The organism is Streptomyces oryzae, assembly GCF_017676365.1.
GTDB classification, from domain to species: domain Bacteria; phylum Actinomycetota; class Actinomycetes; order Streptomycetales; family Streptomycetaceae; genus Streptomyces; species Streptomyces oryzae.
This window is the reverse complement of record NZ_JADKMA010000046.1, coordinates 1-17,187: the sequence shown is the minus strand read 5'-3', so window position 1 is coordinate 17,187 and position 17,187 is coordinate 1. Positions and strand designations below refer to the sequence as shown.

Annotated in this window: 14 protein-coding genes and 1 pseudogene; 4 read left to right on the top strand and 11 right to left on the bottom strand. The window is 71.6% G+C overall.

Annotated elements, in window-relative coordinates; genetic code table 11:
• Positions 1–6: 6 nt before the first annotated feature.
• Positions 7–852 carry a DJ-1/PfpI family protein gene (locus ITI46_RS11645; RefSeq protein ID WP_307808139.1) on the top strand — a complete coding sequence of 282 codons (846 nt, stop codon included), beginning with the start codon at positions 7–9 and terminating at the stop codon, positions 850–852.
• Between the two features lie 43 nt (positions 853–895).
• On the opposite strand, the gene ITI46_RS11640 is transcribed toward ITI46_RS11645, so the two are convergent.
• From ITI46_RS11640 to ITI46_RS11600, 9 genes are all read right to left on the bottom strand, one after another.
• Positions 896–1,897, bottom strand: a complete 1,002-nt coding sequence (locus ITI46_RS11640) for a proline racemase family protein (protein ID WP_209239409.1) — start codon at positions 1,895–1,897, stop codon at positions 896–898.
• Entirely contained in the window at positions 1,894–3,033 is a 1,140-nt protein-coding gene (locus ITI46_RS11635; RefSeq protein WP_247745822.1) for a dihydrodipicolinate synthase family protein, read from the bottom strand. The genes ITI46_RS11640 and ITI46_RS11635 overlap by 4 nt, the downstream gene beginning before the upstream one ends.
• On the bottom strand, positions 3,030–4,679 hold the full coding sequence (locus tag ITI46_RS11630; RefSeq protein ID WP_209239408.1) for an FAD-dependent oxidoreductase: 1,650 nt from the start codon (positions 4,677–4,679) through the stop codon (positions 3,030–3,032). Before ITI46_RS11630 ends, ITI46_RS11635 begins: the two co-directional genes overlap by 4 nt.
• Positions 4,676–5,035 (bottom strand): (2Fe-2S)-binding protein, encoded by a 360-nt coding sequence (locus ITI46_RS11625; RefSeq protein WP_209239407.1) that lies wholly within the window; start codon positions 5,033–5,035, stop codon positions 4,676–4,678. The genes ITI46_RS11630 and ITI46_RS11625 overlap by 4 nt, the downstream gene beginning before the upstream one ends.
• The gene (locus ITI46_RS11620; protein WP_209239406.1) at positions 5,032–6,333 is read right to left on the bottom strand and encodes an NAD(P)/FAD-dependent oxidoreductase; all 1,302 of its coding nucleotides are present in this window, start codon (positions 6,331–6,333) and stop codon (positions 5,032–5,034) included. Before ITI46_RS11620 ends, ITI46_RS11625 begins: the two co-directional genes overlap by 4 nt.
• Before the next feature lie 66 nt (positions 6,334–6,399).
• On the bottom strand, positions 6,400–6,999 hold the full coding sequence (locus ITI46_RS11615; protein ID WP_209239405.1) for a helix-turn-helix domain-containing protein: 600 nt from the start codon (positions 6,997–6,999) through the stop codon (positions 6,400–6,402).
• A gap of 159 nt (positions 7,000–7,158) precedes the next feature.
• On the bottom strand, positions 7,159–9,330 hold the full coding sequence (locus tag ITI46_RS11610; RefSeq protein ID WP_209239404.1) for an ABC transporter permease: 2,172 nt from the start codon (positions 9,328–9,330) through the stop codon (positions 7,159–7,161).
• A complete protein-coding gene (gene modA, locus ITI46_RS11605) occupies positions 9,327–10,121 on the bottom strand; it encodes a molybdate ABC transporter substrate-binding protein (protein ID WP_209239403.1) in 795 nt (264 codons plus the stop codon). The genes ITI46_RS11610 and modA overlap by 4 nt, the downstream gene beginning before the upstream one ends.
• A gap of 80 nt (positions 10,122–10,201) precedes the next feature.
• The gene (locus ITI46_RS11600) at positions 10,202–10,597 is read right to left on the bottom strand and encodes a TOBE domain-containing protein (protein WP_209239402.1); all 396 of its coding nucleotides are present in this window, start codon (positions 10,595–10,597) and stop codon (positions 10,202–10,204) included.
• Positions 10,598–10,805: 208 nt separating this feature from the next.
• Here ITI46_RS11600 and ITI46_RS11595 point away from each other — a divergent pair.
• Positions 10,806–11,607, top strand: a pseudogene (locus ITI46_RS11595) (SAM-dependent methyltransferase).
• Positions 11,608–11,616: 9 nt separating this feature from the next.
• On the opposite strand, the gene ITI46_RS11590 reads toward ITI46_RS11595, so the two are convergent.
• Together ITI46_RS11590 and ITI46_RS11585 are read right to left on the bottom strand one after the other, a co-directional pair.
• On the bottom strand, positions 11,617–12,306 hold the full coding sequence (locus ITI46_RS11590) for a response regulator transcription factor (RefSeq protein ID WP_209239401.1): 690 nt from the start codon (positions 12,304–12,306) through the stop codon (positions 11,617–11,619).
• A complete protein-coding gene (locus ITI46_RS11585) occupies positions 12,276–13,451 on the bottom strand; it encodes a sensor histidine kinase (protein WP_209239400.1) in 1,176 nt (391 codons plus the stop codon). Before ITI46_RS11585 ends, ITI46_RS11590 begins: the two co-directional genes overlap by 31 nt.
• A gap of 110 nt (positions 13,452–13,561) precedes the next feature.
• Here ITI46_RS11585 and ITI46_RS11580 point away from each other — a divergent pair, with 110 nt between their 5' ends.
• Complete coding sequence (locus ITI46_RS11580) at positions 13,562–14,434, top strand: ABC transporter ATP-binding protein (RefSeq protein ID WP_209239399.1); 873 nt, start codon at positions 13,562–13,564, stop codon at positions 14,432–14,434.
• The gene (locus ITI46_RS11575; RefSeq protein ID WP_209239398.1) at positions 14,431–16,851 is read left to right on the top strand and encodes an ABC transporter permease; all 2,421 of its coding nucleotides are present in this window, start codon (positions 14,431–14,433) and stop codon (positions 16,849–16,851) included. The genes ITI46_RS11580 and ITI46_RS11575 overlap by 4 nt, the downstream gene beginning before the upstream one ends.
• The last annotated feature ends 336 nt before the right edge of the window (positions 16,852–17,187 follow it).

Genomic DNA, 17,187 nt, shown 5'->3' with positions numbered 1-17,187 from the left:
CCACCCATGACATCCCAGCCATCCGGGACCCCTTCCACGCCCGGCCCTTCGACGCCCTCCGCCCCTTCCCCGGCGGCTTCTTCAGCGCGGCGCACGGTGCTGCGCGGCACGGCGGCGGCCGGTGCGCTCGCCGCCGTGGGCGCCACATGGACGGGCACCGCGCACGCCGCACAGCCCCGCCCCCGTTCCGGTTCCCGCCGCGACGGCCTCGACATCGGCATTCTGCTGTACGACGGTTACAGCCTGCTGGACCCCACCGGGCCCGCTGAGGTGCTCTCCCGGCTGCCCGGCGCGTCGGTGACGATGGTGGCGGAGCGGCGCGGTCCGGTCCGTACGGACACCGGTGACGTGGCCGTGATGGCGGACCGATCGATCGAGGAGACCGACCGGCTGGACGTGCTGCTGGTCCCCGGCGCGGGAAACCGCGGCACGACCGCCGCGATGAAGAACGCACGGCTCCTGCAGTGGATCCGCCGTATCCACCGGCACACCCGCTGGACGACCTCCGTATGCACCGGTTCGCTGATCCTGGCCTCTGCCGGACTGCTCGACGGGCGCCGCGCGACGACCTACTGGGCGTCCGCCGACTATCTGGAGTCCACCTTCGAGGTGACCTACCTCCCGGAGCGCTACGTACGCTCCGGGAAGATCGTCACCGCCGCCGGTGTCTCCGCCGGGGTGGACATGGCCCTCTACCTCGCGTCGTTGCTCGCGGGCGAGCGCACCGCGAAGGCGCTTCAGCTCGCCGTGGAGTACGACCCGCAGCCTCCCTTCGACGCGGGCAACGCCGCGGAGGCGTCCCCCGAACTGAAGGAGCTGGCCCTGCGGCTGCTGGAGGAGTCGCAGAAGTGACCACCGCGCCTGCAGCGATACAGCGGTTACAGCGGTTGCAGCACTACAGCACGAAGCCGTGCGGGAACGGGTCCTGGGGGTCCAGCATGTAGGTGGCCGTACCGGTGATCCACGCCCGCCCCGAGAACTCCGGCACCACAGCGGGCAGCCCGCCGACCTCGGTGGTCTCCAGCAGCCGGCCGGTGAACCGGGTCCCGATGAACGACTCGTTCACGAACTCCGTACGCAGCGGCAGTTCGCCCCGCGCGTGCAGCTGCGCCATCCGGGCACAGGTGCCGGTGCCGCAGGGGGAGCGGTCGAACCAGCCGGGGTGGATCGCCATGGCGTTGCGCGAGTGCCGTCCGTTCGAACCTGGGGCCACGAACTGCACGTGTTTGCAGCCGCCGATCGCGGGGTCGGCGGGGTGCGCGGGCCGGTTCTGCTCGTTGACGGCGTCCATGATGGCGAGACCGGCGGCGAGGATGTCGTCCTTGCGGGCCCGGTCGAACGGCAGCCCGAGCCGGTCGAGTTCCACGACGGCGTAGAAGTTGCCGCCGTACGCCATGTCGTAGCCGACCTCGCCGAGACCGGGGACCTGGACCGTGGCGTCGAGCTCCAGCGCGAACGCATCCACGTTCCGCAGGGTGACTTTTTCGGCCACCCCGTCCCGCACGGTGACCCGGGCCTCCACCAGCCCGGCGGGAGTGTCCAGCCGCACCGTGGTCTCCGGCTCGGTCACCTCCACCATGCCCGTCTCCACCAGGACCGTGGCCACCCCGATGGTGCCGTGCCCGCACATCGGCAGGAAGCCGCTGACCTCGACGTAGACCACGCCCCAGTCGGCGTCCTGGCGGGTCGGCGGCTGGAGGAGCGCCCCGCTCATCGCGGGGTGCCCGCGCGGCTCGTCCACCAGGAACCTGCGCAGCTCGTCCAGGTGCTCCACGGCGTAGCGGCGCCGCTCGGCCATCGTGGCGCCGGGGATCGGCGGTACGCCGCCGGTGACCACGCGGGTCGGCATGCCCTCGGTGTGCGAGTCGACGGCGCTGAGCGAACGGAGCGACCTCATCGGGCGGCCCCCTGTTCGGTGCGGGTGGACCGCTCGTCGGGGCTGGATCGCTCCTCGGGGGTGGATCGCTCGTCGGGGGTGGATCGCTCGTCCGGGACGGATTGCCTGCCGAGCGCGGGTTGCTCGCCGAGTGCGGGTTGCTCGCCGAGCGCGGAGATCGCCCGCGCCATGTCGGCCTCGACCTGTTCCCGCATGGCCGGGGTCAACGGGCCGCGCGGCGGACGGCACGGGCCGCCGAACCGGCCGACCTGCTCCATGCCGAGCTTGATCGCCTGGACGAACTCGGTCCGCGAGTCCCAGCGGAAGGCGGCCACCAGCGGCTCGTACAGCGCCCGCGCCTCCTCCAGCTTCCCGGCCGTGGCCAGCTCGAACAGCCGCGCGGACGCGGCGGGGAAGACGTTGGGGAACCCGGCGAACCAGCCGCTCGCTCCCATCAGCAGGCTCTCCAGAACCACATCGTCGGCACCGCTGACGACCTCGAGGCCGGTCCCTGCGGTCCGCTCCCTGATCTCCAGCACCCGGCGCACGTCACCGGAGAACTCCTTGATCGCCACGACGTTGTCGATCTGCGCGATCTCCGCCACCAGATCGGGCGTCAGATCGACCTTGGTGTCGATGGGGTTGTTGTAGACCATCACCGGAAGGCCGACCGAGGCCACCGCCGTGAAATGTGCCAGTATTTCGCCGCGGTTGGCGCGGTACATGGTCGGCGGCAGACACAGCACCCCGTCGGCACCGTCCTCGGCCGCCAACTCGGCCCAGTGCCGGGCCTGGTGCGAGCCGACACCGTGCACCCCGACGACGACGCTGCCCGCGCCGCCCACGGCCTCGACCGCCGTACGCGCCACGCGGCGGCGCTCCTCGTCCGTCAGCGACGAGTACTCGCCCAGCGAGCCGTTGGGCCCCACGCCGTCGCAGCCGCTGTCCACCAGCCAGCGGCAGTGCTCGGCGTAGCGGTCGTAGTCCACGGCCAGACCGGCGGGCGCGGTGGCGTTCTCGTAGTACGGGAGCGCTGTCGCCACGATCACGCCGCCGAGGCGGTGGGCGGGGTGCTTGTGCTTGTGCTTGGACTGCTGCTGTGCGGGCTGGTGCTGTGCGGGCTGGTGCTGTTGGATGGGCTGGTTGCCGTCGGTCATGGGCTGCTCTCCTCGGGAGGGTCGGTGGGTATGGGTGGAGTGGGGGAGGCGGCCAGTTCGCCGAGCCGGATGGGCTGGGCGATCGGTCTGGTGTGCGGGCTGGCGGTGGGCAGTCCCTCCGCGGGCCGGTCGGCGGGCCGGTCCTGGAGCCCGCCGCCGAGCCGTGCGCGGAGCTCGGCGACGGTGGGGCCGCAGATCCGGGCCTGACACGGACCGAGCCCGGCCCTGGTGCCCAGTTTCGCGACCCGGGGCGCCGACTCCGCCTCGCTGCCGAACGCCGAGCACAGCGCGCCGTAGTCGGTCTCCTCGCAGCGGCACACGAGCGTGTCGGAGCGCAGCCATCCGGGCCAGCCCGTACCGATCGGGTGTGCCTGTGCCAGCCGGCGCGCGAACGCCCGCCCCTGGTCCCGGCTGCGCCGCAGTACGCGCAGCGCCCGTGCGGACCGGGTACCGCCGGCAGCCGTCCGGCGCCCGGCGGTCGCCGGGCCCGCGTCGGCCACCGGGCCTGCGTCGGCATCCGGGCCTGCGGCAGTCACCGGGCCTGCGGCAGTCACCGGGCCTGCGGCAGTCACCGGGCCTGCGTCGGCCACCGGGCCCGCGTCGGTCACCGAACCCCCGGCCGCCGCCCACCCCGCGACGGCGCCCTCCGCGCGTGCGGCCGGAGCTCCGGCGATGCCGGTGATCTCCCCGGCGGCGAAGACGCCGGGCACGCTGGTGCGCTGCTCGTCGTCGACGGCAACGAACTCCCCGTCGCGCAGGGCGCATCCCGCGGCCACGGGGAGCTCCAGCTGCGGGCTGAAACCGTGACTGACGCACAGCGCGTCCACCGGCACTGTGCGCTCCGTCCCCTGGATCACCGACCAGTCCGGGCGCAGCCGGGCGGTGACGATCTCCTCCACCCGGCCCGCACCCCGCGCCTCGACCACCGTGCGGCCCAGCCGGTAGGGCACCCGGTTACGGGTCAACGCCGCGGCGTACTCGGCGAGTTCCGCCGTCTTGCCCAGCTGCGCCGCCAGCTCCCACGGGCGGCGGCCCCAGCCGCGGGCCACGGTGCCTGGAGTGTTGGCCTCCAGCACCTCCCGTACCCGGGAACCGGCCTCCAGCAGGGAGGCCGCCACCGGGAGCAGGAACGGGCCGCTGCCCGCGACCACGACGCGGTCCCCCACGACCACCCGCTCACCCTTCGCCAGCGCCTGCGCGGCCCCGGCTGTGAAGACGCCCGGCAACTGCCAGCCGGGGAAGGGGAGCACCCGGTCGTGTGCACCGGTCGCCAGCACCAGCGCGTCCACGTCGAGCGTGCGCCGCGTACGCCCTGAGCCGTCCACAGGGCCGTCGCACAGCAGATGGACGCGGGGTGGGCGGTCGCGTCCGGTCCGCTCCAGCGCCCACACAGAGGTCTCGGCCAGCCAGGAACAGCGCGGGTGCGTCAGCACCTGGCGGCGGCGCCGCTCGAACGCCGTCCAGCCGTGGTGGAGTTCGCCGGGCCGCTCGGCCGCGTACGCGTCGGGCAGCATCCGGTGGTACTGGCCTCCGGGCTGCTCGGCCGAGTCGATCAGCGTCACCCGCGCGCCCGCCGCCAGCGCGGCCTGCGCAGCGGCCAGTCCGGCGGGCCCGGCACCGACGACGGCGACATGGCGCGGAGTCATTCACCCTCCTCGGCCTGAGCACCGGGCCGCGCGGGCGGTGCGGGCGGTGCGGGCGGCCGGGTGCGTGACTGGGTGCGCACCACGTCCCCGTCCACGGCGCGCCGTCGGCAGGCGCGAACGTCCCGGTCGCCGTTGACGGTCACCAGACAGTCGAAGCAGACGCCGATACCGCAGAACGCCCCGCGTCCGGCACCGGAAGGGCCGGTACGCCAGGCCAGGCGGCCGGAGGCGAGCAGCACACCGGCCAGCGTCTGGCCCTCGATGCCGTCGGCCGGTTCGCCGTCGACGGTGATCCGCAGCGGCCGGTCCCGGCGTCCGGTGGAGTCGCTTCCGGTGGGTACCAGTCTCGGGCTCATGCCCCCTCCTGCTCCTGCTGCGTCGGCTTCTGTTGCGTCCGCTTCTGTTGCGTCGGCTTCTGCTGCCGGGGTTCGGGCGCGGATACGGCCTGGGGTGCGGATACGGCCTCGGGCAGGGGCTCGGTGGCGAGTACAGCCGGGCGGTCCACCCGGAACGCGTCGGCGTCCGTCTGGGCCGGCTCGTCCAGTACGAGGTTGCGCAACAGCCGTCCGGTGCCCACCGACAGCCCGATCCCGGCCCCTTCGTGCCCGGTCGCGTGCCACAGCCCGGCCAGCCGGGGATCGGCGCCGATGACCGGCAGATGGTCGGGCACGTACGGCCGGAACCCGCCGTAGGCGCGCATCACCGGCACCCCGGCCAGCGAGGGGAAGAGCCGCAGCGCTTTGGCGGCGACGGCCGACAGCACCTCGGGCCGCAGCCTGTCGTCGAAGCCCACCCGGCGCCGGGAGGAGCCGATCAGCACGCTGCCCGCGTGGGTGGACTCGACCACGGCCGAGGTCTGCAACTCCTCCTCACTGCTGCCGACGGCACCCACATAGTCGGCGTCGTACACCTTGTGGAAGACGGTCGGCGGGAGCGGCGTGGTCACCAGCACGTCGCCGCGGCGCGGTTGGACGGCGAAGGGCGCGCCGAGCCGCGCGGCGAGCGTGCCCGACCAGGGGCCGGCGGCATTGACGAACACGTCTCCCTCCACCAGCCCCCCGGACGTACGCACGCCGGTGAGCCGACCGCCGCGGGCGACCCCGGCCAGCACCTCCTCGCCGGTGCGCAGCGTGGCGCCTGCCGCGAGGGCGTCGGTGAGCAGTGCTGCTGCCGCGCCTGCGGGCTGGATCTGGGCGTCCTGCGGATAGTGGACGGCTGCCGTGTGGGCATCGGTGACGAAGGGTTCGGCCGCGCGGAGCGCGTCGGGGGTCAGCGCCTCGGCCCGCACCTCCGCACCGCGTTGCGCGGCGGCGAACTCGGTGAGCCCGTGGGCCCCGGCCTCGGTGGTGGCGACGACGATGCCGCCCTTGGGGTCCCACTCGGCTGCCGCGACGGCGCGCCGTCCGGCCGGGGAGCGGTCGGCGATCGTGGCCAGCACCTCGGGCCACAGCCGCCGGGAGAGCTGCGCGAGCCGCAGTTCGGGACCAGGGCCCTTGTCGGAGACGAGGATGTTGCCCTCGCCGTGTGAGGTGGTCGCCGCCGCGGCGCCGCCACGGTCGAGGAGCGTCACCTCCAGCCCGGCCAGGGCCAGTTCGCGAGCGCAGGCCGCTCCGATGATGCCGGCGCCGAGTACGACCACTCGCGTTCCGTTCACCGAACCTCCACGTTCGTTAAAGCGAACGTTGGGGACGTTATGTCAGTGCTCGGGACGTGTCAACGGTTACGTCGGCAGTGTGTGCGGGGTGCTCCGGTCCAGCCGCTGGTCCGCGCGGTACTGCAGGAGCAGCACCGAACGCACCGTGCCGTCCACGGCGGCGTAACTGTGCGGCAGTGTGGCGTCGAAGCCGACGTAGTCGCCCGCCGTCAGCTCCACCGTGTGCCCGTCCACCGTCATCTGGAGCCGGCCGGCCTGCACGACGGTGTGCTCGATGCCGACGTGCCCCGGCGAGTCCCGCCGTTCACCGGACCTGACCTGCTGGTCGTACACCTCGAAGACGGCCTGCCCCGATTCGATCCGCTGGAGCGGGCGCAGGTCGATGCCCTCGCCGCTGAGCACCTCGACGTCCTTTGCCCTGACCACCCGCAGTCCCGCGGGCTGCTGGGCGTCCAGCAGATCGGAGATCGGCACTTCCAGGACGCGGGAGAGGCTGAAGACCGTCTCGATGGTGGGGTTTCCTGTGCCGGACTCCAACTGGGACAGCGTCGCCTTGCCGATCTTCGACCGTCTGGACAGCTCCGAGATCGACAGTCCCCGCTGGGCCCGCGCCCGCTTGAGGTTGAGCGCCAGCATGGCCCGGATCGAGCCCTCGGGACCGCTCACGGCCCCTCCCTTCTCTCCTCGATTCCCATTCTCGGCTGTTCGCTATACAGAACGGAAGCGTAGTGGCTGGTCATTATCCCGAACGGGGGTTGGGTGGATGGATGGAGGGGCGGGGTGGGCGAAGGCGAACGGAGGGGCTCGCGGGCTGCAGGGCTTGGTTCATCTGGCCACGAGGGTGATCTCCGTGGCCTTCACGCTGGCGAAAACCTCGGTGCCGTCCGCCAGCCCGAGCTCCGCAGCGGCCTCCGCGGTGATCTCGGCGACGAGGTCCGGACCGGCTCCGGTGCTCTGGCCGGCTCCGCTGTGCGGGTCGGCGGTGCTGTGGGGGTCGGTTCCGCTGTGGGGGTTGGCTCCGCGGTGCGGGTCGGCGTCGCTGTGGGGGTTGGCTCCGCCGGGCGGGTCGGCGGTGCCGTGCGGGTCGGTTCCGCTGTGCGGGCTGGCTCCGTGGTGCGGCTCGGCAGCGCTGGGTCTCGGCGTGACGAGCACCCGCAGTCGGCTGCCGACCGCCGTGATCTCCCGTATCGTCCCCGGCCATACGTTCCGCGGGCTGCCGTGCGGGCGCTCGCGGTGCAGGGCGACTGCCTCCGGACCGATGACCGCCAGGACGGCGGTCCCCTCGGACATCGGGTCGGCGACCACCAGACTGCCCCCCACGTCGAGCTTCAGTGTGCCGTCCCCCGCTGCCGTTCCCGCCAGCGCGTTGCGGCCGAGCATCCGGGCCACCCACGGTGAGCGCGGATGCCGGGTGACCTCACTGGGCGGGGCGTCCTGGACCGCCCGCCCGTCCTCCAGCACCAGCACCCGGTCGGCCAGCGACACCGCCTCCACCGGGTCGTGCGTGACCAGCAGACAGACCCCCTCGAACTCCGCGAGATGGCCGCGCAGCAGGTGCCGCACCTGTGCACGGGTCGTCTGGTCGAGCGCTGCCAGTGGCTCGTCCAGCAACAGGAGCCGGGGCCGCGCCGCCAGCGCACGGGCCAGCGCCACCCGCCCCGCCTGACCGCCGGAGAGCTGCCCCGGTCTCCGGTGCGCCAGATGCCCGACCCCGAGCCGCTCCAGCCACTCCTGGGCCCGGTGGCGTGCCTCGGTTCGCCGTACGCCCTGCGCGCGCAGCCCGTACGCCGTGTTCGACAGCGCGCTCAGATGCGGGAACAGCGCCCCTTCCTGAGGGACCCACGCGACCCCGCGCCGGTGCGGGGGCAGTGCGCCGGCTGCGACGTCGCCGAGCGACAGTTCGGCGCGGGCGCGCGGTGTGAGGCCGAGCAGCGCGCGCAGCAGTGTCGACTTTCCCGCGCCGTTGGGGCCGACGACAGCCACCGTGGTGCCGGGTGCGGCGTCCAGCGTCAGCTCGGTGAAGCCGGTGACGCGGGCGTGCAGTGGCCACTTCTGTGTCCGGGGGAGGGGGCCGGAGAGGGGCTGCGGCCGGCTGTTCGTCGCGGGCTGCGGATCTTCCCCCGAGCTCTTCGAGCATTGGGTACCCCAAGGCCGGCGCGCAGTTCCCCGTGCCCCTTCGGGACGCGGGGATGCTCCTGCCCACCGTCCGCGCAGCCCGACCAGCACCGCCATGGCGATGACGAGCAGCAGCAGCGAGACCGACGTCGCCGCCTCGGGCTGGTCCTGGAGCAGGAGATACACCTGGAGCGGCAACGTCTGCGTCGTCCCCGGCAGGTTCCCCGCGAACGTGATCGTCGCCCCGAACTCCCCCAGCGCCCGCGCCCAGGTGAGTGCCGCACCCGCCGCCAGCCCCGGGGCGACCAGCGGCAGCGTCACCGTGCGGAACACCCGCAGCGGCCCGGCCCCCAGCGAGGCCGCCGTCTCCTCGTAGGCGGGCCGCAGCCCGGCCAGCGTCCCCTCCAGACTGATCACCAGGAACGGCATCGCGACGAACGTCGCCGCCACCACCGCACCCGAGGTGTGGAACGGCAGAACGATGCCGAACGCGTCCTCCAGCCACGGCCCCAGCAGCCCTCTCCGCCCGAACCCCAGCAGCAGCGCCACGCCCCCGACCGTCGGCGGCAGCACCATCGGCAACAGCACCAGCGACCGCACCACCGCCTTGCCGGGAAAGTCGACCCGGGCCAGCAGCCAGGCCAGCGGCACGCCCAGCACCACGGACAGCGCGAGCGCCCCGAACGACACCAGCAGCGACAGCTTCACCGCCTCGACGACACCCGCACTGCCCAGATGCGAGCCCAGCTCCCCCCACTCCGTACGCGCCAGGATGCCGAGCAGCGGCACCAGCAGAAACGCGATCGCGAGCAGCGCGGGCACTGCCAGCGCGAACGGCGTACGCGGCCGGGCGCGGGCGGGGAGAGGGCGGCGGCGGATCATGGGTGCTGAAAACCTGCCTCACGCAGCACCTTCTGCGCCTTGGGCGTGCTCAGCCACTTCACGAACGACGCGGCCTCCTTCTGGTGTTCGGAGTTCTTCAGCACGGCGGCCGGATAGGAGGCGATGGCGTTCTTGCTGTCGGGGATGTCGACGGAGTCCACCTTCTTGGGCGCCGTGGCCGCGTCGGTCTTGTAGACGAGACCCGCGTCCGCCTCGCCCAGCTCCACCTTGCTGAGCACAGCCCGTACGTTCGGCTCCTGCGAGACGGGCTTCACTTTCAGCTTCTGTGCGTCCAGCACCTGCTTTCCGTAGCGCCCGACCGGCACCTCGGGAGCGGCCAGCACTACTTTGAGTTTGCTGTCCGACAGATCCTCCAGGCCCTTCACCCGCTCCGGGTTGCCCTCCCCCGTGGCGATCACGAGCCGGTTCCTGGCGAAGACGGCCGGCTTGCCCGTCTCACCCTTGAGGCCGTCCATGGTCCTGGTGTCCGCCGTGGCCAGTACGTCAGCGGGCACGCCCTGCTTGACCTGCGCCGCCAGCTCCTGCGACCCGGCGAACGAGAACTTCACCTTCGTGCCGGGATGCTCCTTCTCGTACACCTTGCCCGCCGCCTGGAACACATCGGTGAGGGACGCCGCACCGAGCACGGTCAGCTCGGTCCTGCCGCCCTTCTCCGCGCCCCTCTTACTGCTGTCGTCCCTGCCGCTCCCGCATCCGGCGAGGGGAACGAGGACGGCAACGGCGCCGAGCGCGGCGACCGCGCGGCGAGGCGTCAGAACGTGCGTGCCCATGGGCGAACTCCTGGCGGGTCGGGTGGCGGGTCGGGATGAGAGGGGGTGGGACGAGAGGTAACGACGGGGCAGAACCGGCCTCACGGACGGTCGATATGGACGTTGGTCGACTTCACCCGGGCAGTGGCCTGCATACCGACCTTCAGCCCCAGTTCCTCCACGGCCTCCCGGGTCAGCAGCGAGACCAGTCGGTGCGGGCCCGCCTGGATCTCGACCTGCGCCGCCACATCGCCGAGCTTGACGGCGGTGACAATCCCGGGGAACGCGTTGCGGGCCGAGGTGTAGCTGTTCTCCTCGTCCTCGCCGCCGTGCTGGGCGAGCTCGACGGAGAAGGCGGCCAGATCGCGCCCGTCGATCAGACGGCGTCCGCTCTCGTCACGGTGCGTGGTGACCCGGCCCGCGTCGGCCCAGCGTCTGGCCGTGTCCGGACTGACGCCGAGCAGCCGCGCGGCCTGCCCGATGGTGTACGACTGCATGTGCGTCAACGTATGAGTTCCTACCTCGCATCTGCAATGTTTATCTTCCCTCTCTATAGCATCTGCCAACCTTCCCTGGAGGAACTGCCAACTGTGCGCTTCCCTCGGGCGGCGCCGCACGCAGCGCTGCTGCCGGAGCGCTGCCGACGCGCCGCCATGACGCGGCCCACAGCTCGTGGGCGCAGGCGTCGAGCGGAGAGGGCACGAGATGAGCGAGCGCAGCGCCCCCAGGGGACAGCCCCCGGTCGCCCATGTGGCGAACAACGCCAGAGTGTGGAACTACTGGCTCGGCGGCCGGGACTACTACGACGTTGACCAGCAGGTCGGCGACTAGGTCACCAACATGTACCCCAACATCCGGGAGGTCGCTCGCGCGGATCGTGTGTTCCTTGGCCGCGCGGTACGGTTCCTCGCCGACGAGGCGGGCGTCCGGCAGTTCCACGACATCGGCTCCGGGCTGCCCACCGTCGAGAACACCCATCAGGTGGGCCAGTGCGTGGCTCCTTCCTCGCGGATCGTCTGCCGCGACTTCGACCCAACTGTTCTCACGCGCGCCCGCGCCCTCGCGCGGGACTCCCGGGGAGACCGATTACATCGCCGCGGACGCCCACCAGCCGCAAGCCATCCGCGATGCCGCCGGGGACCCCTGGACCTCACCGAGCTGGTCGCCGTCATACTGCCGGAACCCTCAACTTCATCGCCGACACCGACGAGGCGATAGCCATCGTGGAGACCCTGATGGCGGCCGTCCCCTCCGGCAGCTACCTGGCGCTCACCCGCCCCACCCTCGAACTCGGCGGGGACGGCAACCTCGAGGCGATGCGCTCTTCTGCAACGAGAAAGCCATGCTGCCCATCACGGCCCGAGCCGGCGCCGAGGTCGCCCGCGTCTTCCCGCGGCTGGAACTGCTGGAGCCGGGAATCGTCTCGTGCGCCCGCTGGTGACCGGGATATATGGCAGAAGACGAGAAGTCCGTCGCTCAGTTCAGCGCCATTGCCCGCAAGCCCTGACTCCCTCTCTTACGCACGCATCTCCTCTGACCCCTCCCCTCGCAGATACGTCAGCACGGCGACCACGCGGCGGTTGACTTCCGGATCGTCCGCCGGAAGTCCGAGCTTGTGCAGGATCCCTGCGATGTGCTTGGCGACGGCGGCTTCCGTCACCACCAGGCGACGCGCGATGGCGGCGTTGGAGTGGCCCTCCGCCATCAGCGCCAGCACCTCGCGCTCCCGGGGCGTGAGCCGCTCCAACGGGCCCCGGCGACGGGCGAGGAGCTGACGCACCACCTCCGGATCCACCACCGTGATTCCGTCGGCGACGCGGCCGACCGCGTCCATGAACTCCCCTACATCTCCCACCCGTTCCTTGAGCAGATAACCTGTGCCCGCCCCGCCCTCGCCGCTCTCCAGCAGTTCCTCGGCGAATGTCTGCTCCACGTACTGGCTCAGCACCAGCACAGCCAGGTCCGGCTGCTCCGCCTGGAGGACGCGCGCCGCACGCAGACCCTCGTCGGTGAAGTCCGGCGGCATCCGCACATCCGCCACGACCAATTCCGGCCGGTGCTCCCTCACCGCTGCAAGCAGCGCATCACCGTCACCCACCGCTGCCGACACCTCATGGCCGAAGCGTTCGAGCAGCTGGACCATTCCCTCGCGCAGCAGCACACCATCCTCAGCGATCACGATTCGGAGAGGGCGCTCGGCCTGCATGGGATCTCCGCTCTCAACCGGGTCGGTCCGCCTCGTGGGCTGGACAGGAACATTCTGCCGTCGGCCGCGGCGATCCGATCGGCGAGACCTGTCAGGCCCGAGCCCGCCTTTATCTCGGCACCGCCCACTCCGTTGTCCGTCACTTCCAAGTGCAGCACTCCCTCCTGGACGCGTGTCCTCACCCGGCAGCGCGCTGCTCCACTGTGCTTTGCCGCGTTGGTCAGCGCCTCGGACGTCACGAAGAACGCTGTGGTCTCCGCGGCGGCCGGCAGCCGGCCCGGCAGCTCGATATCCAGATCGACAGGTATCGGCGAGCGGCCAGCTATGTCCCGCACCGCCGCGTGCAGGCCCCGCTCGCTGAGGACCTGCGGGTGCACGTTGCGGATCAGCTCCCGCAGCTCGGCCAGAGCCTCCTTGGCCAGTGCGTGCGCCTCACCGACCTCTTTGGCTGCGACACTTCCCTCGGGCAGGTCCAAGGTGGCCAGGCCCAGCCGCACATTGAGCGCCACCAGCCGCTGCTGCGCCCCGTCGTGCAGATCGCGCTCGATACGGCGACGTTCGGTCTCGAACGCGTCCACGAGCCGGGCCCGGGAGCGGACGACCTCGCGCAGCTCGCCGTCCTTGGGGGCCAGCACCGAGCGTGTGACCGCACCGCGGACTCCCGCCCACGCGCCTATGGGATAGGTCGCGACGATCAGCAGCATCGCGCCGGCTATCGGGCCCGTGACCTTCTCCCAGCTCGTCGCCGTCGGCTGGAGCGGCGAGAGCAGCAGGATGCCGGGGATGCCGAGCGAGACCAGCGCCACCGCCAGGTCGGCCCATGCCACCGCCAGCACCGACACGGCACCGTAGCCATACGTTCTCCGGCCCCTGGGGGGCAGCGGACCATCGAGCTCCACCAAGCCGAGACGCCACCGCTCCAGCGGGCCGGACAACGCGGCGCCGAACCCTATGGCCAGTACCGAGCACAGCACTCCCGTCACTCTGCCGAACGGCGCGGCCAGCATGGCCGCGACGGTCAGATACACCGCGGCCGCCAGCCCACCGCCGGTCAGCAGATAGACCAGCGAGCGCCACGGCCAAGCGGTGAGTGGAAACCGCAATGGCGCACGGCCGAGAGCTTCCAGGACGGTTCGTGAGATCACCCAACGACCGTAGCCCGGGGGCAAGAGCCGGGGCAGTAGTGCTAGGTGTAGTCCTGATACTCGCCCAGGCACTGGTGTGTTCAGGGCCTCCCGCGGCGTTCCCTGGAGCCATGACCAAGGAACAGACCACGTCATGGGCCGCCGGCCCGGCAGTTGGGCATCCCGCCGCACGTACCGAAGCGCCTGCGCCCGTTGAACTGCGCGGAGTAGAGAAGCGGTATGAAGAAGGAGAACGAGCGGTCGTCGCCCTTCGGGACGTCACCCTCCAGTTCCCTCGCGGCACCATGACCGCAGTGATGGGCCCGTCCGGATCGGGCAAGTCCACATTGCTGCACTGCGCGGCCGGTATAGAGCGGCCGACTCGGGGGAGAGTACTGGTCGACGGCGCCGAGCTCGGCGGACTGGACGAGAACGCGTTGACGCTGCTGCGTCGTGACCGCATCGGCTTCGTCTTCCAGGCTTTCAACCTCGTCTCCGCGTTGACTGCTGCCCAGAACGTCGAGCTCCCGCTCCGGCTGGCCGGACGCCGTGCCGACCCGGGTCAAGTGGCCGCCGCCCTTGAGCGGTTCGGACTCGCCGAGCGCGCCGGGCACCGGCCGAGCGAGCTGTCCGGCGGCCAGCAGCAGCGGGTGGCCTTGGCCCGGGCCGTCATCACGCACCCAGCCGTGCTCCTGGCCGACGAACCGACAGGCGCGCTCGACACACATACCTCGCGCGGGGTCCTTCGGCTGCTGCGCGAACTGGTCGATACGAACGGCCAGACGATCATCATGGTCACCCACGATCCCGCAGCTGCCGCCTATGCGGACCGAGTGGTACTGCTCGCCGACGGCAGACCCGTTGACGAACTGCGCGCGGGCGCGGGCGCGGAGGCGATCGCGGCACGTATGGCCGCGCTGGAAGAGTCGACAGCAGTCGGTAACGCTGCCGCTGCCCCTGCCTCCCGGTCCGCAGCCGACGCCCGAGGGGCGGTGCAGCCATGATCAGCTTTTCCTCGGTACGGGAGCGCTGGCCGGCGTTCCTGGGATCGTTCGTGGCTGTGGCGCTCGGCGTCGCTGTTGTGACGATGAGTGCACTGATACTGCTGTCCGGCGGCCCTGGAGTGCCTGAACGACTTGCCGGAGCACCCGTGTTGGTGCGTGCGCCGGCAGGCGACCAGGTGGGAGGTCATTTCAATGAGCCGCCGCCATGGGAGCCGGGACAGGCGACAGAGCTGAGACGGAAGCTGGACCGGCTTCCGGGGGTGCGGGCGGCCGTCGCCGACCGATCTTTCTACGCCCAACTACCTGGTACTGAGCAGGTCAAGGGCGAACGGCAGGGCCACGGCTGGTCCGCTGCTGCCCTCGCCTCTTACGGTCTGCACGACGGACGGGCGCCGATGAGAGGCGATGACATCGCTCTCGACCGCTCCTACGGCCACCAGCCGGGTGATCGGGTCACGGTGCTCACCGCGGACGGCCCCCACCGGTTCACCGTCTCGGGCACGCTGGACGGGCCTGGATACTACGTCACCGACACGCGTGCGGCAGCGCTCGCCGGCGGGGTCCGCGTCATCGGACTCACCCTCGAGCCCGGCACGTCGGCCGCGCGCGTGGCGTCCGCTGCCGAGCGGGCCGTGGCCGACACGGCCGGAAGGGGCGAGGTCCTCACCGGAGGCGACCGCGACGCTCTGGCGCCACAGCAGGACGAGATGACGCGGTGGATCGGCTCACAGGTGCTCACCGCCATGGCCGCTCTGTCAGCCTTCGTGACTGTCTTCATCGTCTCTTCGACGTTCGCCTTCACCGTGGCGCAGCGACGACGGGAGTTCGGGCTGCTACGAATCATCGGAGCCACCCCCAAGCAGGTGCGCCGCACGGTCTGCGCCGAGGCGGCGACCGTCGGGGTGCTCGGTGCCGCCCTGGGGTCGGCAGTGGGGTCGGCGGTCGCATCCTCGGTGGCCGGAGTGCTGGTGGACGCGGGTTTGCAGCCGGAGGGCTTCACATTGCGGTCCCGCTGGTGGGTGCCGTGTGCCGCGATCGTGCTGGGGAGTGCTGTGGCCCTTGTAGGGGCATGGTCGGCCGCTCGGCGCGCGGCACGGGTGGCACCGATGGAGGCGATGCGGGAAGCGGCGGTCGACGAGCGGCCCATGACCCGCAGGCGCTGGGCGGCCGGGCTGACGGCGACCGCGCTCGGGCTGGCCTGCATGGTGGGAACGGCATCCGCCGACAGCGAGACCATGGTGCTGCTCGGATTGGGCACGGCAACAGGATTGACGGCTGGCCTCGCTCTGCTGATACCGGCCCTGGTGCGGCCCGTCGTCGGAGCGCTCACCCGTCCGCTGGCCTGCCGCCCGGGGGCGACGTCACTGCTCGTACGCGAGAACATGCGAGCAGCGGTGCGCCGCACCTCTGCCACCGTCGCTCCCGTACTGGCCACCGTGACATTTGCCGTGCTCATCACCAGCACGGTGCAGACGACGGAGACTGCCGACACCGACCGGCAGGCAGCCTCTGTGCGGGCACGCACCGCGCTGGCGCCCGCGGGTACTCCGGGGCTCAGCGAGGCCGCGACGGCGGAAGCCGGAGTGACGCACAACGCGATGCTGGGCACCACCGTCTACGGCGGGCGCGGGAGGGAGGCGTTCACGGCGGCGGGGGTCGGTAGCGGCTTCGCACGACTGTACGGTCGCCCCTCCCCACCGGCCGGCGGTGTTCTTGTCACTGAATCAGTCGCTGCGGCACACGGATGGCGGGAGGGCCGGAGCACGATACTCACCTTCGAGGACGGCCGCAGGGAGCGGCTGCGGGTGGCGGCAGTGCTGGATGACGGAGAGGTGCCGTATCAACTGGTGCTCCAGCGCGGGGTGGTGCGGGCGCACGACCCGTCGGCTCTCGCGGACGTCGCCTACCCGACGAGTGAGAAGAGCGTGCAGCAACTTCGCGATGCACTGAGGGCGCGCGAGGTCTCGGTGGAACGCTATGCCTCTTCGAGCGAGGAAGAAGAAGACAGATTGGTATGGATCTTCACGTTGATGCTGGTGGCCATGACCGCGGGATACACCGCCATAGCCGTGGCCTCCACGCTGCTGACGGCCACCGCTGACAGAGCTCGGGACCTGCGGATCCTGCGACTCTCGGGAGCAACGTCGGGGCAGGTTCTGCGGACGGTCGCAGGGGAGACGGTTTGCGCTGTCGCGTTGGGTGCCGCGCTGGGCATGGTCGTGGTCATCCCCGCACTGCTGGGGATGGTCCATGGGCTACGGCAGAGCATGGGGGTACCGGTCGAAGCGGTGATCGCCTGGCCGTGGGTCGCCGGTGCCGTGAGCGGCTGCCTGGCGCTGGGCCTGGTGGCGAGCGTCGTTCCGGCGTACGGCCTGCTGCGGGGTCCGGCTGGAAGACCAGGGGCACGGATGGGATAGGGCACGGTGGGCCGGTCCGACTCGTGGGCCTGGCGAGAGCCTCGTCCAGACCGTGGTGGCCGGGCACCTTGTCGGACTGGCATCTTCCTCGGGCAGATCTTTCACGAGGGCAGGAGTTTTCGCCGGGCAGGTGCCATGCGTGGGCCACGCACAGGCGCGCACTCCCTCCGCATGGCGGCTCCCCTCGAGCCCGTCGCAGGAGGCCTCCCACGGGATGAGACCCGGCATGGTGGGGCCCCGCAGGCTGGCCCTCCGCCCGGCTGGAGTCCGGCCGTGCTCCGGCTGGAGCGGGGGGCCTCGGCGGGGCGGCATCCCCGGGGTGGGGGTGGTCCGTCG

Bases quoted from the DNA above. Each gene is read 5' to 3' on its own strand.
- ITI46_RS11645 (WP_307808139.1), top strand. From the start codon at position 7: ATGACATCCCAGCCATCCGGGACCCCTTCCACGCCCGGCCCTTCGACG.
- ITI46_RS11640 (WP_209239409.1), bottom strand. From the start codon at position 1,897: ATGAGGTCGCTCCGTTCGCTCAGCGCCGTCGACTCGCACACCGAGGGC.
- ITI46_RS11635 (WP_247745822.1), bottom strand. From the start codon at position 3,033: ATGACCGACGGCAACCAGCCCATCCAACAGCACCAGCCCGCACAGCAC.
- ITI46_RS11630 (WP_209239408.1), bottom strand. From the start codon at position 4,679: ATGACTCCGCGCCATGTCGCCGTCGTCGGTGCCGGGCCCGCCGGACTG.
- ITI46_RS11625 (WP_209239407.1), bottom strand. From the start codon at position 5,035: ATGAGCCCGAGACTGGTACCCACCGGAAGCGACTCCACCGGACGCCGG.
- ITI46_RS11610 (WP_209239404.1), bottom strand. From the start codon at position 9,330: ATGATCCGCCGCCGCCCTCTCCCCGCCCGCGCCCGGCCGCGTACGCCG.
- modA (WP_209239403.1), bottom strand. From the start codon at position 10,121: ATGGGCACGCACGTTCTGACGCCTCGCCGCGCGGTCGCCGCGCTCGGC.
- ITI46_RS11600 (WP_209239402.1), bottom strand. From the start codon at position 10,597: ATGCAGTCGTACACCATCGGGCAGGCCGCGCGGCTGCTCGGCGTCAGT.
- ITI46_RS11590 (WP_209239401.1), bottom strand. From the start codon at position 12,306: ATGCAGGCCGAGCGCCCTCTCCGAATCGTGATCGCTGAGGATGGTGTG.
- ITI46_RS11580 (WP_209239399.1), top strand. From the start codon at position 13,562: ATGACCAAGGAACAGACCACGTCATGGGCCGCCGGCCCGGCAGTTGGG.
- ITI46_RS11575 (WP_209239398.1), top strand. From the start codon at position 14,431: ATGATCAGCTTTTCCTCGGTACGGGAGCGCTGGCCGGCGTTCCTGGGA.